The organism is Hymenobacter seoulensis (assembly GCF_054780535.1).
The window spans coordinates 728,624-747,657 of the sequence record NZ_BAAGWD010000001.1 but is presented as its reverse complement, the minus strand read 5'-3'; the positions used below and the strand labels follow the sequence as shown (position 1 = coordinate 747,657).

Here is a 19,034-nt window from a genome sequence, read left to right as displayed (position 1 = left end):
TCCAAAAAACGCCCCACCATCCCTACCTCTCTATGAAGTTCATCGTCTCGTCTTCCGCCCTGCTCAAGCAGCTCCAGAGCATCAATGGCGTGGTCACGAACAATCCTGTGGTGCCGATTCTGGAAAACTTCCTGTTCGAAATCGAGGAAGGTAAACTCACCATTACTGCCTCCGATCTCGAGACGAGCATGATGACCGAGCTACCCGTTGAAGCACGGGAAAGTGGCCGCATTGCTGCCCCGGCCCGCATCCTGCTCGACACGCTCAAGAACCTGCCCGATCAGCCCGTAACGTTCACGCTGGACGAGGAAACGTATACCATTGAAATTGCTAGCTCCAACGGCCGCTACAAGCTGGCCGGCGAGAATGCCACCGATTTTCCCCGCGTGCCGGTAGTGAAAGGCTCGTCGCCGGTAGAGATTCCGTCGTCGTCGCTTTCGCGGGCAATCAACAAAACCATCTTCGCGGTAAGCACCGACGAGCTGCGCCCCGCCATGACGGGCATTTTGGTGCAATTGGCCGATAGCCAGGTGACCTTTGTAGCTACCGACGGCCACCGCCTGCTGCGTTACCGCCGCTCCGACGTGGGTGCTGGCCAAACCGCCAACATTATCATTCCGCGCAAAGCATTTAACCTGCTGAAGGGCGCACTACCCTCGGAGGCTACTACCGTGCGCATGGAGTTCAACAACTCCAACGCCTTCTTCAGCTTCAATCAGATGCGCCTCGTGTGCCGTCTGATTGATGAGCGCTACCCCGATTACGAAAACGTAATTCCTGTAAGCAACCCCAACCGCCTGATCATCAGTCGTCAGGAAATTCTGAATTCGGTTAAGCGTATCAGCATTTACTCCAACAAAACCACCCACCAGGTGCGTCTGCGCCTGGCTGGTTCGGAGCTGACCGTTTCGGCTGAAGACCTGGACTTCTCTAATGAAGCCAACGAAAAGCTGGCCTGCCAGTACGATGGCGAGGACATGGAAATCGGTTTCAACGCCAAGTTCCTGACCGAAATGCTGTCGAATATCGACTCGGAGGAAATTACGCTGGAGCTAAGCACGCCCAACCGCGCCGGCCTGCTCATGCCTACTACCCCCGACGACAACGAAAGCATCCTGATGCTGGTGATGCCCGTGATGCTGAACAACTACGTGTAAGCGTGGTTTCACTGACCTAACAAGTAGAACGTCATGCTGCCGCAAGCCCAGCATGACGTTCTTTTTTAATCTTTTGTAGCATGAAAAAATCCGAAATCCGCTTCAGCATTGCCCTGGACGATCAGAAAGTGCCAGAAGCTATCAGCTGGACTGCCACTGACGCGGGCCCCGATATTCACTTTGCCAAAGCCATCAATATTGCTCTCTGGGACCGGGATGAGCGTGGCACCATGAAAATTGACTTGTGGACCAAGGAAATGCCCGTGGATGAGATGAAGCGCTTTTATGTGGACACCATGGGTGCCATGGCCGAAAGCATCATCACGGCCACCAACGACTCCGTAATGGCTACCAAAATGCGCGACCTATGCCGCCAGCTTATGGACCATATCGAGGAAGAAGAGCGCAAGCAGCGATAAGCACCTAGCCCCTCAAAAACGAAAAGCCCCATCAGGATACCTGATGGGGCTTTTCGTTTCTCTAGTGATTACAAGCTAGTGGCATGTAATACCAAGCTTAGCGTCCGCGGCTTGGGGCAGGAGCGGGGGTAGCACTTCGGGCGGGGCCGATGATAGCCCCATTGCTGCTAGCCGGAGCCGGGTTCTGCACCGAGTTCACGAAAATGGCATCAGCCGAGCGATTATAGTTCATGCTGAAGCTGTTGTAGGCACGGCGCGAGTCGTAATAGTTGCTGTACTGGTCAGTACTGAGCACAGACTGCAGCTCCTTATCACGCTCCTTGCACACTAAACCGCACTGCTCTTGGATAAGCTTTTCGTTGCCTGCATTCCTTCTGTTGATGGCAACGATTTTGGCCTGCTTTTCCTCGTTGATTACTTGCAGACGGCTTTTCTGATAACCATTGAGGCGCAAATCGCGGGCCATTTGCTCGGAGAGCTGGCGGGCATGCACCTGCACCACGTTGAGGCGGGGCGAAGTCTGGGTTTTATCCTGCGGCATTACAGTTGACTTCTGCTGAGCGTTAGCTCCAAGCGAAGTAACAAGCAAAGCGGCCGCAACAGCAAGTGACTTTTTCATCAGGAAAGGATATTGTGGACGACAGGTCAGATTCAGGTTAAGCCAGCAGATTTCCAGTAATGTACATCTGCCGGATGTCTTATTCTAACGAAAAACTGTGCCAGGTAGTTTACCACAGGGTATAAAATCCATGAATTCATTGAGTTGGCCCCTGGGGCATTCGTTCTGCAAAAGTACGCTTCCAAGCTGCTAGCCCCATGAAAAGCAGCAAGCCTCAGCTGCACCTTTTAAGGCAGCTGAGGCTTGCGGTAAGCGGTTGTACTGTTGTGGTGCCCTAGTAAAAGTCAGGTTACCAAAGCAGAACCTAGAACTTGTTTTTCCACATCATCGATTCCACCGGTTTTATGGTGCGCTCGTTGTATTTGGCGTTTGGCTTGCGGTTGTAGAAGGTTTGTACATCACCCTGCACTGCAAAGTAAATCAGCTGACCCACGGGCATCAGGTGGTACACCCGCACGGGCATCGACACGCTGATTTCCAGCGTCCAGGTATTGCAGAAGCCAATATCGCCTTTGCCGGCGGTTGCATGAATATCAATGCCTAGGCGGCCTACGCTGCTTTTTCCTTCCAGAAACGGCACGTGTGCGTGGCTCTCGGTGTACTCTTCGGTTACGCCCAGATACAGGGTGCCAGGTTGCAGCACAAAGCCTTCTTCTGGTATTTCAAACACGTCAATCTCATTGTGCTTGCGCGCGTCCAGTACCGGATCGCGGTACGTGGCCAGGTAGCGGCCCAGGTGCACATCGTAGGAGTTGGTGCCCAGGCAGCTGGGGTCGTACGGCTCAATGACAATGTTGCCCCGCTCAATTTCGGCGAGAATCTGCTGGTCGGTAAGTATCATAAGGGCTGTATTATGAATTCAGGATTCATAATGTGGTGTTGGTGTCAGGGCCCTAGGGGTGGCATATGCCGCAACCCAGGGGAGAGTGGCTGGTTAGGTTGCTTCCTCGTCTTCGTAGCGGTCTTCGGGGAGGGCCGTGGTGCGTCGGCGAGCCGGTGGAGAGGCTGCTTTATTGTGCTCCAGGTCTTCGGCGAGCAAATCAATGCGGTTACGCAGGTCGGGCAAAACGCTGGTTACCAGATAAAGCAACAAAAGCAATGAACTGCCCGATAGCAGCAGCGTGAGATAATCCATCCAATCGTGGCGCGGGGCTACATCCAGGGAGCGGGGCGAGGCATAGCCAGCTGAGGTAGAGGCCTCCACGGCGCTAGCTTCAGGTACCTGCTCCAGGTTGTCGGTAGTGGTGGTAACCGTGGTTTCCGTGATAGTACTGGGGGCATCCACATCGGCGGGCGGTACGGCGGCACCATCTGCGGCCAGGTCCTCGGGGGCAGGGTCTTCAGAGGCATTAAACTGCGCCGCGCCCTGCTTGATAACGCGTTGCAACCCATGAATCAGGGCCACCCGCTCATCACGCGGCAACACCCGGATAAAAAACTCAAAGTTGCGGTCGACGAGAATGGTGTTCAACTGCTTTTCGAACTCCACCAAATCGGTGCGGCCCTTGCCGAAACGTGCTTTGTAGCGGTCAGAAACACCGTTGTAGTTCAGGAAAAGCTTTTTCAGATCGTCGCGGCCTGGAAAGTTATCGAACTCTTTCCGCGCCTTCACGGACCGAAGTGAAGCCGGAAACTTGCCGCGGGCAAACGACTTGTCGTACACGGTTTCCATGGTCCGGAAGTTCAACTCGTCGACGGTACGGTCGAATAGCCGTTTGTTGGCGGCGGCGGGTGCTTCAGTCTGGGCCAGCAGCGCGGCCGGCCCGGCTAGCCATAGCAGCAGCAAAAGCGGAAGCAACAGGCGAAGTCGGGGCATAGGGGCTTTGGAGTATTTCCCCAAAGGTAAGGGGTTGCCGCTGGGCTTACCTATAAAACCCGCTAAAACGTGAGAGGGCCGACGCTGGCGCCGGCCCTCTCACGTTTTACTAGGTCCTAGGTTGCTTACAACCCATGGGCTTCTTTCATCGATTCGCGGCAGGCCGTGAGGTACACATCCACCAAGTCATCAGTAATGGCAGTACTCACGAACAGGGCTTCATACTGCGCTGGTGCCAAATAGATGCCACGGTGCAGCATAGCCCGGAAATACCGCCCGAATGCTTCCGTGTCAGAAGTTTTTGCAGATTCGAGGTCGGTTACGGGCTGATCGGTGAAGAACACGCTAAACATGGAGCCCACTTGGTTTACGGTGTAGTTCAGCCCTAGCTCAGCAGCAATCTGGCGGGTGCCATCGGCAATGCGAGTGGTGATGCGGTTAAGCTCGGTATACAGCTCAGGATGCTCCTGCAAGTAAGTAAGCTGGGCAATGCCCGCTGCGGTAGCAATGGGGTTGCCAGACAGGGTACCCGCCTGGTACACTTTACCGGCCGGAGCTACATTATCCATAATATCCTGCCGGCCGCCATACGCCCCAACCGGCATACCGCCGCCAATGATTTTACCCAGTGTAGTCAGGTCGGGTGTGATGCCGTAGAGCTCCTGCGCACCGCCGCGGGCCAAGCGGAAGCCCGTCATGACTTCATCAAAAATCAGGACGATGCCGTGCTGCGTGCACAGCTTCCGCAGGCCCTGCAGGTATCCTTTCTGAGGCGCTACGAGGCCCATGTTGCCCACTACAGGCTCCAGGATAAGCGCTGCTACCTGTCCGGCATTGACTTCCACAGCCTGCGTTACGGCTGCCAGATCGTTATACGGTACCGTAATCGTGTCTTGCGCCACGCCCTGTGTTACACCTGGCGAATCGGGGGCACCTAGAGTGAGGGCACCGGAGCCAGCCGCAATCAGGAACGAGTCGCCGTGACCGTGGTAGCAGCCTTCAAACTTGATGATTTTGTCGCGGCCGGTGTAGCCGCGGGCCACCCGCACCGCCGACATGGTGGCTTCAGTACCAGAGTTAACCAAGCGTACCTTTTCAATGCTAGGTACCATTTGCTTAATAAGCTCGGCCATTTCCACCTCGCGGCGGGTAGGAGCTCCAAAGGAAAGAGAGCCTAGTACAGCCTGCTGCACCGCCTCCAGCACCAAATCTGGCGCGTGGCCCAGAATCATCGGGCCCCAAGAATTGATGAAGTCCAAGTAGCGGTTGCCATCCACGTCCGTCAGCCAGGCACCTTTTGCCGACTGCATAAACACGGGGTGGCCACCTACGGCGCGGAAAGCGCGCACCGGCGAGTTTACGCCACCCGGTATGTGCTGTTTGGCCTGCTCGAAAAGCTCGTTGCTGGTGGTGAGGGTTAGGCTGGGAGAGGTAACTGGGGCAGAATTCATAAAGCACAAAACCACGCCAAGCTCCAGCTTAGCGCAAGGGTAAAGGGGTGGAGTGGGGTACCTGCACGGCACCGAGCCAAGCACGAACCTGGAGTTTCGTGCTGCCTGAATAACCTACCTGACCCCTACTGGGTTCAGAACTTCAACTTCCAGTCGCTCTAATTTGGTTAGGGGCACGTACTGGTTGTCGTGAGCACCGGCGGGGTAGCCAATGCCCTGAAATACGGTGCCCGATACCGGGCCGCTGTTGGCCAGTTGCTGCTGAAATGCCGGGCCATACTGATGCAGCTGGCTGCCGAAAAAGTACAGCAGCTCAAACCCCGAGTATGCAAACACGGAGGGCGGCAGGTTTTGCCGCTCCACATACAGCTGCCGGAAGCGCCGCACGCCTAGGTTGGTTTTATCGATGAACTTGGTATTGGTAAAGTACACGTCGCGGGCATCCAGCTGACCCAGGCTGATGCGGTTGTTGTCAAGCCAGGAGGCCTGCGTAATAAGCGGCAGGCGGGCATCCTGCAGCTTCAGGGCTGAAAGGGTGTAGGGGCCCGCCTTCTTATGATCCGAGGCCACTACTAGGTGTCCCACGGTCTTCAAGTCAACGCTACCGAAGGCCGCTGCCAGCGACTCATCGGAGTCAGAATCGATGCGGAGCAGCTGTACCACGCGGCCACCCAGTGCTTCATAGGCTTGCTTGTAGGCCGCCCCAAACGCCGCTTCATCTTTGGTGTCTTCGTAAAAAACCACTGCCGTGCGAGGGCCACCCAAGCGGGCAAACGCAAACTGTGCCGCCTGCCGGGCCTGCGTAGCGGTGCTCGGCTCAAACAAATAGTGCCACGGGTTGTCCAGCACTAGGTCCCCGTCCTGCGACAAGGGGTTCACGGTAACAATCTGTTTTTGCTGGGCAAAGCGCGCCAGAATTTTGCTGCCCGACTTGTACACGGGCCCGATAATCATGTCCATGCTTGCCAGCTCCGGCAGGGCTAGTACCTGCTTCAGATGGAGCGTGTCGGCGCCGGTATCATAGGCAAACAGCTGCACTGGCCGGCCTTCGCGCTGCAACGAGTCCTGCGCCAGCCGTAGCCCGGCGTATAGGTCGGTCACAAACTGGTTTTTGCGGCGGGTTTCCCAGCTGGTATCCGTCAGCTCGAAGGGCAGGAGCACCCCAATATTATAGGAGCTTTTCTTTTGGGCCTGGGGGCGGGGCGTGTAGCGGCTGCGGTCGAGAGCATACTGGCTGATGAGCTGCTCCAGGGTGCCTTTGTCCGCATCGGTGTACCAGCCGCCGTTGGCCAGTTTATTGGCGTAGGCGCGGCCTAGCGCGGCATCCTGGGGGTAGGCTTTGAGCAGTGTCTGAAAAGTAGCTTTCTCCTTGATGCGCGGCAGGTAGGTAGCCTTCATGTTCTCGCGCTCGGAGGCCAGGCGGCCTTCTGGCAGCTGGGCCAGCACCCGCAAGCCATTCTCAAAGTCGCTTTGCTCAAACGAAATCTGGCCCTGCAGGAAAAAAGCCTCGGGCATGTTGGGCCACTGCGGATACTGGTTGCGCAACAGGTTCAGCATCTGCTCGGCCTCGGCAAACTTTTTGGCTCGGCTGGCCGCCACAGCATAGAGGTATGCCGCCTCAGGGGCCCTAGTAAATTGTGGGTTCGAGGCCAAAGGCTCCAGCTCTTTCATGGCCAGGTCATACCGAACTTGGTCAAGGAGCAGTTTGCCGTTTTTATAGCGGATGGTGGGGTCCGCGGAGCCCAGGTTGGCGGGCAGCGGCGGGCCGCTGGGCTTGGCGGGGGCGGGCTTTGCCGGCACTGCAGTAGTAGCCGGTTTGGGGCTGGTGGGCTTTGCCGTAGGGGCAGGGGTAGCATGCTTGGCTGTGCTGGCCGGAGTGGGCGCTGCTTTTTTAGGAGCGGTAGACGCGGGCGTCTTGGCGGGCGCAGTAGGGGTAGTAGAACGAGGCTGCTGGGCCAGCGCGGGCGCCCCAAGGGCAACGCTGGTACAGCAAACGGCAAGTTGCAGGAGGGAGAGAATCCTCATAAGCCGGAAAACCAATGCAGGTAGGCAATACACAGGAGCCGCAACCTCGCGGCTCATCCGGCAAAGGTACGCAGGAACAATGGGGAAGGTAAAAATCAGCCGCGCCCCTGCGAATACTCCTACTATAAGCAGGTGCCGGACTGCCGCAGGCCGGAGTGTGGCAGCATCAGGCTTGACCAGGTTATCAGAAGCTGGACCGTACGCCTGAATTGTTGGGCCGCGGCCGGTTTAAACTCAACTACACCTTAGTAGCGCGTCCTAAAAATTAATCTGAACCTAACCTCGATTTAATACCAATTTAAGACGAAGGCCCTTGATGCGATTTACCTTTGCAGTAGTAAAAAGCAGCGTGAACACACGGTTGAGCTTGTGTGCCTGGATTCTTATAATCTGCCTGGTTAGTAAAACTATCATGCTCAATAGTGTTTACTACTTGTCTGAAAGTAAAGCCCCATGAGTGCCACGCTACGTATTGAGTTAAATGATAAGCTGTACCTGCGCGACCCGCAGGACACGGAGCTGGGCCGGCGCATGATTTCGGAGAGCGTGAAGCTGATTGATGAGATTGGCCTGGAACAGTTTACATTCAAGAAGCTAGCCCAGCGGATGGAGTCAACGGAAGCCTCACTGTACCGCTACTTCGAAAACAAGCACCGGCTGTTGGTTTACTTGGTTTCGTGGTATTGGGCCTGGCTGGGCTTCCAGATTCGGTTTCATACCCACAACGTGCCAGAGCCAGCGCAGCGGTTGCGGCTGGTGCTGGGCATCCTGACCCAGGCGCACAACGACGACCCCGCCACTACCGAACTGGATGAAGCGGCTCTCTACCGCATCGTCGTGAATGAGGCGTCTAAGTCGTACCTGACCCGCGACGTAGACACCAACAACCAAGCGGGCCTGTTTCGGGAATACAAGCGTCTGGTTTCCGATATTGCCGATATCATCACGCAAATCAACGCCCGGTATCCGTTTCCGTACGCGTTGGCCAGCACCCTGCTGGAGGCTTCGAGCAAGCAACTGTTCTTCTCTCAGCACCTGCCTTCCCTCACCGATGCCAAAGCGCATCAATCCAGCGAAAATTATATTCGGACTTTTTTAGAAAGTCTGGTTTTTGGAGTGCTGACCTAAGCAACTCCCGGCGCATCTGACCTCGCACTGTCAGCAACCACTACTTTCCTCATGGCTGATTCAACTTCTTCCTCGCTTACTCCCGGCCAGCGCCTGTTTCGCCTGCTGGCAGCCGAACGGCGGGATATTACCTACCTGTATGTGTACGCGGCTCTTACCGGCCTCATTAGCCTGACGTTGCCCTTGGGCGTGCAGTCGGTTATTGGGTTTGTGAGCAGCGGTGAGGTCAGCACTTCGCTGATTGTGCTGATTGGGTTTATTGTGATGGGTACGCTGCTGGTAGGTGGCCTGCAGGTGATGCAGCTGTATCTGGTGGAGTTTATCCAGCAGCGCGTGTTTGTGCGCACCAGCCTTGACTTTGCCGTGCGCCTGCCCCGCATCCGGACCGAGGCGCTGGGCCAGGAGTACCTGCCGGAGCTCATGAACCGCCTGCTGGATACGCCCACCTTACAAAAAGGGCTTTCCACGCTGCTGGTAGAGTTTACGGCCGCGGCCCTACAAATTCTGTTCGGCCTGATCCTGCTGTCCTTTTATCATCCCATCTTCATTGTCTTCGGCTTCATACTGATTGGGTTGCTCGCCCTCATGATTCGCTTTACTGGGCCTAAAGGCCTGTCTACCAGCCTTTCTGAGTCGAAGTATAAGTACCGGGTGGTTGCCTGGCTGGAGGATGTAGCGCGCACCGTGCATACGTTTCGGCACGCACCGCGCCAGCAACTGGCCCTGCACCGCACCGATACGCTGGTAGAAGGCTACCTCGAGGCTCGGCAAAACCACTTTCGGGTGCTGCTTACCCAGTTCTGGGGCTTTGTGGCCTTTAAAACCCTGATTACGGCTTCTCTGCTCATCATCGGGTGCTGGCTGCTGGTAGCCAAGCAAATCAACATCGGTCAGTTTGTAGCTTCGGAAATCATCATTATCATGACGATTTCGGCGGTGGAAAAAGTGCTCCTGAAGCTGGATGTGGTGTACGATGCCCTCACGTCGCTGGACAAAATCGGACACGTGCTCGATCTACCCGTTCTGTCCCCGAAAAACGGTTCCCAACTGGCATTGCCTCCCTCCGATAAAGGAATTCAGGTGGAAGTGCACCAACTCGGGTACCAGTATCCCTCGGGCACGAAGCAGCCGGTGCAAGGCATTTCCTTGAGCTTGCAGCCCGGTGAGCACCTAGGGCTGGCTGGCTTCGATGGCTCGGGCAAAACCACGCTGCTGCGCATTATGGCCGGGCTGCTGGAAGGCTACACCGGGGTAGTTGCCTACGATGGCCTGGCGCTGCAGGACATATCCAGCGAGACGCTGGGCCGCCACGTTGGCGACAACATTGCCCATCAAAATATATTCGACGGTACGCTGCTTCAGAACCTTACCCTGGATCAGCCCAACATCAGTACCGCCGATGTAACCTGGGCCCTGGAGCTGGTGGGGCTGCGCGATGACACGTATGCCCGCTCGCAGGGCCTGAACACACCGCTTAGCATGGGCACCGCACTTTCCGACAGCCTGCGGCAGAAGCTGCTGCTGGCACGGGCGTTGGTACAGCGCCCCCGGCTGCTGCTGCTGGATAATTTTCTGCCCGGTGTGGAGCCCGCTGAGCGGCTGCGCATACTGGGCCGGCTACTAGCCTCCGATCAGCCCTGGACCGTGGTGCTGGCCTCTAACGACCAGCGCGTGCTGGCCCTGTGTCCGCGCCTGATTGTGCTGCGCAAAGGCCGAATAGTGGCCGACGGCCCGTACGAAACCGTGTCGAGGCAGGCGGAGCTGCAAGAGCTGCTGGCCTAGGATGTACTAGCCCTCCAGGGCTGGTAAACCTCCTGAAAGCGACGCGCTTGGCAAGCTTTCGTAATTTATTTATCTCGCTTGTAATTCCTGATTGCCGTGCCTTTTGCTGAACATCCTCTGGAAGAAACCAACCCACTGACCGGACGCTTCCGTTCGTTCGGGATGGTACAGACGCCTAGCTCGGGGCGCACCCTGGCCCGCTGGATGACTGGCCTGGGCTTGGTGGTACTGCTGGCCGGGTTTCTGCCCTGGACGCAAAACATCCGCTCCAATGGAAAGCTTACCACCCTGCGCCCTCAAGACCGTCCTCAAACTGTGCCTAGCACCATTGGCGGCCGCATTGAGCGGTGGCGTGTGCGCGAAGGCCAACTGGTAAAGAAAGGCGATACGCTGGTAGATATTGCTGAAATCAAGGAGAAGTACTTCGACCCCCAGTTGCTCCAGCGTACCCGCGAGCAGCTGGCCGCGAAAATTGCTGCCCTCGAGGAAAACCGTGGCAAAACCGTGGCCTTAAGCTCTCAGCAGGACGCCTTGCGCTCGGGGCTGAGCATTAGCCTGGATAAGGCCCGCAATAAAGTAAGCCAGACGCGGTTGAAAGTAAACAGCGACGAAGCCGAGCTGCGTGCCGCCAACAACGACTTTGATATTGCCCGCCAGCAGTTGGAGCGCCAGGAAGCTTTGTATAAGCAAGGCCTGAAAAGCCTGACCGAGCTGGAACAGCGCCGCCTGAAATTTCAGGAAAGCACCGCCAAGCGCCAGTCCGTTGAAAACAAGCTGGGCGCCAGCCGGCAGGAGCTGCTGAACGCGCAGCTGGAGCTTTCCTCGCTGCAGGCTGAGTACCAGGATAAGCTGGCCAAGTCGGAGTCCGACCGCCGCTCGGCCGTGGCGTACCAGTTTGATAGCGAAGGGCAGATTGCCAAAATGCGCAATGAACTGGCCAACCTCAGCATCCGCTCGGGCTATTACCATATTGCAGCTCCGCAAGATGGCTACGTAGTGCGGGCCCTCAAAGAAGGCCTGGGCGAGATTGTGAAGGAGGGTGAAGCCATCGTCACGATTATGCCCAACACGCCGGAGCTCTCGGCTGAGCTGTACGTGAAACCCATGGATATTCCGCTGCTGCGGGTGGGGCGCAAGGTCCGGCTGCAGTTTGATGGCTGGCCTGCCCTAGTATTTAGCGGCTGGCCGGGCACCAGCTTCGGTACCTTCGGTGGGCGCGTAGCCGTCATCGACAATATCGACTCGCAGGGCCAGTACCGCATTCTGGTTACCCCTGACCCCGACCTGGAGCCCTGGCCCAAGCCGTTGCGAGTGGGTTCCGGCGTATATGGCTGGGCACTGCTCGATGACGTGCCGATTTGGTACGAGCTGTGGCGCCAGCTCAACGGCTTCCCGCCAGACTTCGTGGGAGACCCGACAGCAGCAAAAGACAAGAAAGGCGTAGCAAAAGCCGATAAAAGCGCTAGCGGCGGGGGAGAAGAGGAGGAAGCGAAATGAGCAAACTAGCCATTGTATGCAGTGTCCTGGGGCTGCTCATTAGCGGGCACCTAGCGGCGCAGCCGGGCCGGCCCGTTAGCCCGGCCCGCCCGCCCGTGAATACGGTGCTGGCGGAGCCTAGCGTGCCAGTTGATTCCGGCCAGGTATTCAGCCTCACCGACCTGCTGACCTACGTAACGCTGCGGCACCCCGTAGCGCGCCAGGCAGCCCTGCTTCCTGAGCGCGCCCAACAGGAGGTGCGCTACGCCCGCGGCCTTTTCGACCCTGCTGCCACCAGCAAATACTACGGTAAGATTTTCGGCGGTAAAGAATATTTCCACGACTGGGACTCGCAGCTGCGCATTCCGGTGTGGTATGGGCTTGATGTGAAGGCGGGCTTTGAGCGCGGCGTGGGCACCTACGTGAACCCCGAAAACCAGACTGCCCCGGCCGGCCTCAGCTACATCGGCCTCTCGGTGCCATTGGCGCAGGGCTTGCTGATTGATGAGCGGCGGGCCGCCGTGCGCCAGGCCCAGGCCCTGCAAGGCCTGGCCGAAGCTGAACGCCGTAGTGCCCTCAACAAGCTGCTGCTGCAAGCCGCCAAAGATTACTGGGACTGGAGCCTAAACTACCAACGCCTGCAGCTGCTGAGCCGCAACACGACCTTAGCCGATGTGCGCTTCAAGGCCGTGCGCCAGCGTGTGCTGTTCGGCGACTTGGCCGCTATTGACTCCGTGGAGGCGCTTACGGAGCTGCAAAACCGGCAAGCCACGCTCAGCCAGGCGCGGGTGCAATTTCGCAACGCCACGCTGCTGCTGAGCAACTACCTCTGGGATGAGCAGCAGCAACCCCGCGACCTGCCCGCCTCGGCGCGGCCGCAGGTGCTGCCCGGCCCCACCGATTGGCGTACCCTGCCTCCCGATTCCGTGGCGGCCCTAGCCCTGCTGGCCCAGCAAATCCATCCGGAGCTACTGAAAAACCGCGCGAAAATCAGTCAGCTGGGCATTGAGCGGCGCTTGCTCACCAACAAGCTGCTGCCCAAGCTCACCCTTGATTATAACTTGCTGCAGGCCGGCCAGCCCTTCAGCCCCGAAAAGCCCGCCAGCCTGAGCGGCAACTACCTCCAGAACAACTACAAACTGGGCGTGAGCTTTGCCTATCCGCTGCTGCTGCGGCAGGAGCGAGCTAAGCTGCAGCTCAACCGCCTGAAAGTGCGCGAAGCCGAACTGGACCTGCAACAGGATACGCGGGAAGTACAAACGACGGTGCGCACCGTAGCCAACGACTGGGAAGCGCTGCGCGAACAGTTGGCCCTGCAGGAAAATGTAGTCCGCAACGCCGAGCGCCTGCGCAACGGCGAGCAAATTCGCTTTGAAAACGGGGAAAGCTCGGTGTTTCTGATCAACTCCCGCGAGGCCAGTCTGGTATCAGCCAGGGTGAAGCTCGCTGAGCTGCAGGCTAAGTACGCGCAAACCCAAGCCACCCTGAACTGGGCTGCGGGCGGCCCCACCCAGTAGCAGAAATAGCCGAGCTAGGCCTGCTCATGCAGTAAACTGGCAACCTTCCGGTGCACAGGCTAGTTGAAATTTACGTACTTGTTCTCATGTCCATGTCCGTAGCCACTTTGTCGGCGCCCCAGCTGCGCCAGCGCCTCAACCTGCTGCTGGTACTAGGTGCCTCTCTGCTCTTAAGTGTGCTGCTGATTACGTTTCGGGTGTTCCTGACGCAGAAGGTGTCCTTCATCTTTCTGCTCTGGAACCTGTTTCTGGCCCTAATTCCGTTTGGGTTGAGCACCATGCTAGGCCTAGCAGCCGGCCGGCTAAAAGCCCGGATTCTGGTGCCCGTGAGCCTGGGCTGGCTGTTGTTTTTTCCCAACGCACCCTACATCCTCACCGATTTATTTCATCTGGAGCCCCGGGCCGGCGTGCCGTATTGGTATGATCTGGCCTTGATTTTGAGCTGCGCCTGGAACGGCCTGATGCTGGCGTACGCCTCCCTGTCGGATATGCAGCTGCTGGTGACGCGGCGCCTGGGCTGGTGGGCTGGCTGGTCGTTTGCTACGGTAGCCTTGCTGCTGAGTAGTTTCGGGATTTACCTGGGCCGCTACCTGCGCTTCAACAGCTGGGACGTGATAACCAACCCCATCACCCTGTTTTATGACATCGTGAACCGGCTGCTGCATCCGGCCATGCACCGCGGCACCTGGGGCGTAACGCTGCTGTATGGGCTGTTTCTGCTGATTGGCTACGCCACCGTGCGCCTGCTGGGGCAGCAGCACCAGCAGTCCGAGCAAGCGTAGCGGAATCCGTAGCTTCAGCACTGCAGATATTGCCGCGCGCTTGTACCTTAGCCTGCTGATGATGCACCTCCAATCTGATTCGCTGAATACGCCCGGCATGACCTGGGAGCGGCTCCTGAGCCGCCGGCGCTACCCCGAGCAGCCCCAGCTACACGTTGTGACGGATGCGCCGCCGGTGCGTGGCGCTTTCGTACAGGACTACGACCGGGTGGTATTCAGCACGGCGTTCCGGCGGCTGCAGCGCCAAACTCAGGTGATGCCGCTGCCCGAAACCGATTTTGTGCATACCCGCCTCACGCATTCCCTGGAAACTGCGTGCGTAGGTCGCTCCCTAGGTCGGTTGGGCGGCCGAATCCTGTTGGAGGAAACCGAAGGTCTAGCCCAGCGCCTGCCCCACCTCGATAGTGACTTTGGCGATATTGTGGCCGCGGCCTGCCTGGCCCACGACATCGGGAATCCGCCGTTTGGCCATTCCGGCGAAGACGCCATTTCGGCCTACTTCCGTAGCCCCGCCGCCGAGCCCTTCGTGCGGGTGCTGAATGCCGCCCAGCGCGCCGACTTGCAGCAATTCGGGGGCAATGCCGCTGGCTTCCGGCTCCTAACGCACACGTACGCCGCCCATAGTAGCGGCTCGGCGGGCCTGGGCCTGACCTATGCTACGCTCGGCGCGTTTGCCAAGTATCCGCGCCCTTCTATTGTAGAAGAAGCTAGCTTGGTACGCGGTACCAGCGAGAAAAAGTACGGCTACTTCCAGACCGAAGCCGCCCGATTTCAGGAGGTAGCCCACGAGCTGGGACTGCTGCCCAAGCCGCCCGGTACCGAGCGCGGCGGCTTTTACCACCGTCACCCACTAGCCTTTCTGGTAGAAGCGGCCGACGACCTTTGTTTCCGCATCATCGACTTTGAGGATGGATTGAAGCTAGGGCTGATTCCGTGCGAAACCGGCCTGGCGCTGCTACGCGACCTGCTGGGCGATGCGCCCGGCCGCCGCGGCTCGGTGCAGTGGCACGACTGGCGCGAAGAGCTCGGCTATCTGCGAGCCCGCCTCATCAACCGCTTGGTGCAGCAAGCCGCTCGCCTGTTCGCCGACCGGGCTGAAGATCTGCTCCGGGGCCGCTCCGATGAGCCGCTGGTGCAGCAGCTGGAGGGGTGGGAGCAGCTCCAGCACATGCACCAGCTCACGACAAAACACCTGTATCAAAGCCGGCCGGTGCTGGAAACCGAGGCCGCGGGCTTCGAGGTGCTGGCCGGGCTACTCGATGCCTTGCTGCACGCCACCTTCGATCCGCAGGAAAGTCCTCGCTCGCAAAAGATGCTGCAGTTGCTGCCCGAGCAGTTTCGGGCTGTCGGACCCCAGGCGCAGATGTCTGCCTACGAGCAAATCGTGCTCCTGACCGATTACCTCGGTGGCCTTACCGACCAAAACGCCAGCCGCCTGTACCGCGCCATCAGTGGCATCGATCTGCCCCGGAGATATTAGATCCTTACGGCATTGCCTAGCCCCTGTATCGACTCAAACCTAAAGGTAGGATTACCGCAACAGGTGCATGGTCGTATCAAGAGGTTGCTGGCGTAACAGGCGCTGAAATTCCTGCTGGAGCTTCTGCTGTTGCTGGCGCTGCTCCTGCTTTTGGAACACACGCACTTTGTAACGGGTGCCAGGCGTGCGACTCAGGTTCATGTACATCAGGCCCCGGTTGGGGCGCTGGGTGGCCTCGCCGCTCTGGATGCGCTCAATGCGCGTGCGGTTGTTGCCCAGCAAGGCCTGCATGGGGCTCAGGCCGATGTACAAGTTAGAGCGCCCATCTAACTGATACACGCCACTGATGGTCATGTCGGTGAGGTTGCTGCTGAGGCCCATGCCAGGGATGAGCAGCCGGCCATCATCCAGCACGAAGCGCGGCCGTACCGGCTCGAAGTACAGGTGGCTGGTACGCTTTTCGTTTAGCATTTTCAGGGCCTGCATAATAGCCTCTACCTCTATCAGTTCCAGATTCCGCAAATCGGTACTCAGGAAAGCTTTGGTTTGGGCCAGGTGCGGCAGAAAAGTGCGGTCGAGAGAAGTGTGCACGTCGGCTTCGCAGCGCATTTGGCCTCGGATGTTCTGCGGCCCTAGTACATCTAGTCCCAGCATTTGGGCTAAAGCAAATAGCTCTGGCAGCTGAATATCCTGGAGCTGCACCTGTGAGTGCAGGGGGTGACGCTCCGGGCCGGCATCCGTGTGGAGGGTACCGCGCAAGCGCAGCTGGCCGCCGAGCACTTGCACCGCGCATTCTTCCAGATGCGCCCGGCCCGGCGCTAGGCTGCTTTTAAGCTCAAACCCCCGGCCCCGCAGTACCCCATACCGGATCTGGTCGGCTAGCACGTGCACGCGCCCGGTTAGGGTGCCATCCAGAAAAGGGGAGGTGCTGCTGGGCTGCCGGGAGGCTTTGTTGCCAGTGGGGGTGGCAGTGGCCGGAACTGAGCTGAGCGCTGCCAGTAGTTGCAGCAGGTTCTGCACATCCAGCATAGCAAACTTCATGTCCAGATCAGCGTGGGCGCGGGCCAGTTGGGTGCCATCAAGCCGAGCTGTGGCACTAAGCTGGCCTTTGCCGCCGGTATCGGTGGTGAAGGTCAGGTGCGGAATCAGGAAGCTGGGACCATTCTTGTCCATGCGCAGCCGAATATTCTGCAGATAATTGCTGTCGGGCAATTGCAGCTGCCTAATGGTGGCGGTGGCTTGTCCGTTAGCCGAGAGCAGAATCTCCCGTAGTGTAGGATCAGCGGCGGAGGTTCCGGCGGGGCGTTGGGAGGGGCGCGTGAGGCGCTCCAGTAACTGGTGGTAGCGCAGCGTAGGAAAGAAAACGGCCAGCCGGGCCATAACGGGCTGCGGGGCCAGGGTATCCGTAAGCCAGCTCACGGCGCCCGTGAGCGTACCGCCCCACACCTGCCCGTGCAGATTACTGATGTGCACCTGCTGGCCATTGTGCCGGACGGTGGCGGCCAGCTGCTCAAGCGTATCGGCGGCTACCACCAGCCGGCCACACTGCACTCGCACGTTGAGCAGCAAGCCGGGCGGCAAAATATTAAGGGCCCGAGCGGCCCTCTGCTGCGCGGTTGTCGGTACTGGGCGCACCACTTTCGGCCGGGTCCGCGGCCGCCCATTGGGGGCAGCCAGCAGCCGGCGCAGCTCCTGCAGATTAAGCTCATCCACCCCAAAAGAGCCGGTAATGCGCGTAGTAGCGCGCTGTCCGCTGAAATACGCCAGCAGATACGAAGCGGTAGCATTGGCCCGAACGTGCATGGAGTTTAGCTGGCCGGTCAGGTTTTCCAGCACCCACATACTGTCGCGCAGCTGTACGCGCACGTTCAGGCTCTTCATGGTGGCTTGCCGACTAGGAATGCTGAATGCTGCGTTTTCCAGCCGTACGGTGCCACGCGCCGCCATCGGGGGCAATAGGGAGTCAGGGTCGAGGGCGCGGCGGGCGGCCCGGTTCGGGATTTCTGGGAATGCGCCATCCAGTTTAAGATCGAGCGTAGCCTGGCCCGAACTGGCCCGCCACAAATGCGGAACCACGACGGCGGCCAGCGTGGTCAGCTCGGTTCGGCCCCGGATGTGGCCTAGTAAATGGGGGCGCGTGAAATCCTGCACCAACAGGGACGCATCCAGCTCGCCGGCTTCTGAGTAAATCCGGCAGTGGTCAAATGTAAGGGAGGTAGTGCGCGGGGCGTGGTCCGAACCGTTATCGAAGGTGCCGCGCGCATCCCAGCGCCGGATGCGGCGGGCTGAGTCGGCCCATTGCACCTGGGCATCGCGCAGGGCAAAGCGCAGAATAGTACGAGGCCGGGTGGTAGGACCTGTTTGCCCCTTTATTGAGTACCAGATTTGGGCGTGGCTCGGACTTTTGGCGCCTTGCAGAAACCGGTCTAGGCTGGGCGGAAGGGCCACGTGCAGCACTTCCAGCAAGGGCTGACTGCCGCGAAACTGAACATTAAGGTACGTGCCCCGAGGCTCATGTGGTGCGGCGCCGCGGTGCGTGCCCGTCACCAGCACGGTGTCGCCGTTGAGGGTGGCTTTGGTGCGCCGGAAGGTGCCCTCGCGGCGGCGGAAATCATAGCTGTAGCGCACCAGCGCCACAATTGCCTCCTGTTCAAACAGATTTCCGCGGCCGCTACGCAGGTATTCTAACTGCCCCTGCAGCTGCCCCGTTACGTGCGCAACACCTTTCTGCACCCAGCCAGAAAGCCGGCCTTGGCGCACATACGCCGAAAACCCGCTTTTATGCAGCTCGTTGCGGTCTAGTACCCGCACATTCAGCAGAATAAGCGAGTCGAGCAGGAGGTTGGGCGGGGCGGAAGGGGTAGTGCGCCGTGGCCCGCGCCCCCGTAGGCCCCAGTCGTGGCCCAGAGAATCGGTAAGCTGCCGAAACTCCACGTCGCGCAACGTCAGATGTTTTACCTGAAATTCGCCCCGCCAGATCTGCCGCAGTTCCAGCCGCATGTCGGCCCTCCCAATCAGTAGTACCTCTACGGCCCGCTGATACGAGGTGTCCGTCAGGCTGATATGGCGGGCTGAGGCCGTAAGGTGAGGAAAGTCGCGCAGCAGCGAAATGTCCAGCTCAAATGGTGCCAGTACCAGCTCCGACTGCTGCAACACGCGCTGCCGAATCAGGAGCTCTAGTCGGCGTTTTCCCCACTGGCTGCCCAGAAACCACGCCGCCCCCAGCACTACCAGCAACAGCCCCAGGGCGGCAACGCCGAGCAGCTGACGGATAGAGGGTCGGTTCATAGAAGGCAAGCAGAGCAGTAGAGGGAAGGGATGCGTGCTTTTACGTATAAAACGAGCAAGCGTCTGGGCGCCCCGTTCCCCCGAAGTAAGGCGC

General features: G+C 58.8%; 14 protein-coding genes. 8 read left to right on the top strand and 6 right to left on the bottom strand.

Annotated features, from left to right (window positions below; translation table 11 throughout):
* The first annotated feature begins 32 nt into the window (after positions 1–32).
* Both dnaN and gldC read left to right on the top strand, forming a co-directional pair.
* Positions 33–1,157, top strand: coding sequence for a DNA polymerase III subunit beta (gene dnaN / locus ACYVHC_RS03250; RefSeq protein ID WP_460612231.1), 1,125 nt, complete (start codon positions 33–35; stop codon positions 1,155–1,157).
* Positions 1,158–1,237: 80 nt separating this feature from the next.
* Entirely contained in the window at positions 1,238–1,576 is a 339-nt protein-coding gene (gene gldC, locus ACYVHC_RS03245) for a gliding motility protein GldC (RefSeq protein WP_460612230.1), read from the top strand.
* 97 nt (positions 1,577–1,673) lie between these two features.
* Here gldC and ACYVHC_RS03240 read toward each other — a convergent pair whose 3' ends face one another.
* From ACYVHC_RS03240 to ACYVHC_RS03220, 5 genes are all read right to left on the bottom strand, one after another.
* The gene (locus ACYVHC_RS03240; RefSeq protein ID WP_460612229.1) at positions 1,674–2,195 is read right to left on the bottom strand and encodes a hypothetical protein; all 522 of its coding nucleotides are present in this window, start codon (positions 2,193–2,195) and stop codon (positions 1,674–1,676) included.
* Between the two features lie 304 nt (positions 2,196–2,499).
* Positions 2,500–3,036 (bottom strand): dCTP deaminase, encoded by a 537-nt coding sequence (gene dcd / locus ACYVHC_RS03235; RefSeq protein ID WP_460612228.1) that lies wholly within the window; start codon positions 3,034–3,036, stop codon positions 2,500–2,502.
* Positions 3,037–3,129: 93 nt separating this feature from the next.
* Positions 3,130–4,011 carry a hypothetical protein gene (locus ACYVHC_RS03230; protein ID WP_460612227.1) on the bottom strand — a complete coding sequence of 294 codons (882 nt, stop codon included), beginning with the start codon at positions 4,009–4,011 and terminating at the stop codon, positions 3,130–3,132.
* A gap of 125 nt (positions 4,012–4,136) precedes the next feature.
* A complete protein-coding gene (hemL, locus tag ACYVHC_RS03225) occupies positions 4,137–5,462 on the bottom strand; it encodes a glutamate-1-semialdehyde 2,1-aminomutase (RefSeq protein ID WP_460612226.1) in 1,326 nt (441 codons plus the stop codon).
* Positions 5,463–5,576: 114 nt separating this feature from the next.
* Complete coding sequence (locus tag ACYVHC_RS03220) at positions 5,577–7,487, bottom strand: ABC transporter substrate-binding protein (RefSeq protein ID WP_460612225.1); 1,911 nt, start codon at positions 7,485–7,487, stop codon at positions 5,577–5,579.
* A gap of 453 nt (positions 7,488–7,940) precedes the next feature.
* Here ACYVHC_RS03220 and ACYVHC_RS03215 point away from each other — a divergent pair, with 453 nt between their 5' ends.
* The 6 genes from ACYVHC_RS03215 (at position 7,941) to dgt (ending at position 15,652) form a co-directional block, all read left to right on the top strand.
* Positions 7,941–8,615: a TetR/AcrR family transcriptional regulator gene (locus ACYVHC_RS03215; protein WP_460612224.1), complete on the top strand. Its 675-nt coding sequence runs from the start codon at positions 7,941–7,943 to the stop codon at positions 8,613–8,615.
* 51 nt (positions 8,616–8,666) lie between these two features.
* The gene (locus tag ACYVHC_RS03210; protein WP_460612223.1) at positions 8,667–10,397 is read left to right on the top strand and encodes a peptidase domain-containing ABC transporter; all 1,731 of its coding nucleotides are present in this window, start codon (positions 8,667–8,669) and stop codon (positions 10,395–10,397) included.
* 96 nt (positions 10,398–10,493) lie between these two features.
* Positions 10,494–11,894 (top strand): HlyD family secretion protein, encoded by a 1,401-nt coding sequence (locus tag ACYVHC_RS03205; protein WP_460612222.1) that lies wholly within the window; start codon positions 10,494–10,496, stop codon positions 11,892–11,894.
* Positions 11,891–13,390, top strand: a complete 1,500-nt coding sequence (locus ACYVHC_RS03200) for a TolC family protein (protein WP_460612221.1) — start codon at positions 11,891–11,893, stop codon at positions 13,388–13,390. The genes ACYVHC_RS03205 and ACYVHC_RS03200 overlap by 4 nt, the downstream gene beginning before the upstream one ends.
* 86 nt (positions 13,391–13,476) lie before the next feature.
* Positions 13,477–14,172 (top strand): DUF1361 domain-containing protein, encoded by a 696-nt coding sequence (locus tag ACYVHC_RS03195; protein WP_460612220.1) that lies wholly within the window; start codon positions 13,477–13,479, stop codon positions 14,170–14,172.
* A gap of 58 nt (positions 14,173–14,230) precedes the next feature.
* Positions 14,231–15,652 carry a dGTP triphosphohydrolase gene (gene dgt / locus ACYVHC_RS03190; protein WP_460612219.1) on the top strand — a complete coding sequence of 474 codons (1,422 nt, stop codon included), beginning with the start codon at positions 14,231–14,233 and terminating at the stop codon, positions 15,650–15,652.
* Between the two features lie 51 nt (positions 15,653–15,703).
* Here the strand turns inward: dgt and ACYVHC_RS03185 are convergent, their stop codons facing one another.
* The gene (locus ACYVHC_RS03185; RefSeq protein ID WP_460612218.1) at positions 15,704–18,940 is read right to left on the bottom strand and encodes a hypothetical protein; all 3,237 of its coding nucleotides are present in this window, start codon (positions 18,938–18,940) and stop codon (positions 15,704–15,706) included.
* Positions 18,941–19,034: the final 94 nt, after the last annotated feature.

What these genes read in the sequence shown, in the direction of transcription:
- ACYVHC_RS03200 (WP_460612221.1), top strand. Translation starts at nt 11,891, where the DNA reads ATGAGCAAACTAGCCATTGTATGCAGTGTCCTGGGGCTGCTCATTAGC.
- dgt (WP_460612219.1), top strand. Translation starts at nt 14,231, where the DNA reads ATGATGCACCTCCAATCTGATTCGCTGAATACGCCCGGCATGACCTGG.
- ACYVHC_RS03215 (WP_460612224.1), top strand. Translation starts at nt 7,941, where the DNA reads ATGAGTGCCACGCTACGTATTGAGTTAAATGATAAGCTGTACCTGCGC.
- ACYVHC_RS03210 (WP_460612223.1), top strand. Translation starts at nt 8,667, where the DNA reads ATGGCTGATTCAACTTCTTCCTCGCTTACTCCCGGCCAGCGCCTGTTT.
- gldC (WP_460612230.1), top strand. Translation starts at nt 1,238, where the DNA reads ATGAAAAAATCCGAAATCCGCTTCAGCATTGCCCTGGACGATCAGAAA.
- ACYVHC_RS03220 (WP_460612225.1), bottom strand. Translation starts at nt 7,487, where the DNA reads ATGAGGATTCTCTCCCTCCTGCAACTTGCCGTTTGCTGTACCAGCGTT.
- ACYVHC_RS03195 (WP_460612220.1), top strand. Translation starts at nt 13,477, where the DNA reads ATGTCCATGTCCGTAGCCACTTTGTCGGCGCCCCAGCTGCGCCAGCGC.
- ACYVHC_RS03240 (WP_460612229.1), bottom strand. Translation starts at nt 2,195, where the DNA reads ATGAAAAAGTCACTTGCTGTTGCGGCCGCTTTGCTTGTTACTTCGCTT.
- dcd (WP_460612228.1), bottom strand. Translation starts at nt 3,036, where the DNA reads ATGATACTTACCGACCAGCAGATTCTCGCCGAAATTGAGCGGGGCAAC.
- ACYVHC_RS03185 (WP_460612218.1), bottom strand. Translation starts at nt 18,940, where the DNA reads ATGAACCGACCCTCTATCCGTCAGCTGCTCGGCGTTGCCGCCCTGGGG.
- dnaN (WP_460612231.1), top strand. Translation starts at nt 33, where the DNA reads ATGAAGTTCATCGTCTCGTCTTCCGCCCTGCTCAAGCAGCTCCAGAGC.
- hemL (WP_460612226.1), bottom strand. Translation starts at nt 5,462, where the DNA reads ATGAATTCTGCCCCAGTTACCTCTCCCAGCCTAACCCTCACCACCAGC.
- ACYVHC_RS03230 (WP_460612227.1), bottom strand. Translation starts at nt 4,011, where the DNA reads ATGCCCCGACTTCGCCTGTTGCTTCCGCTTTTGCTGCTGCTATGGCTA.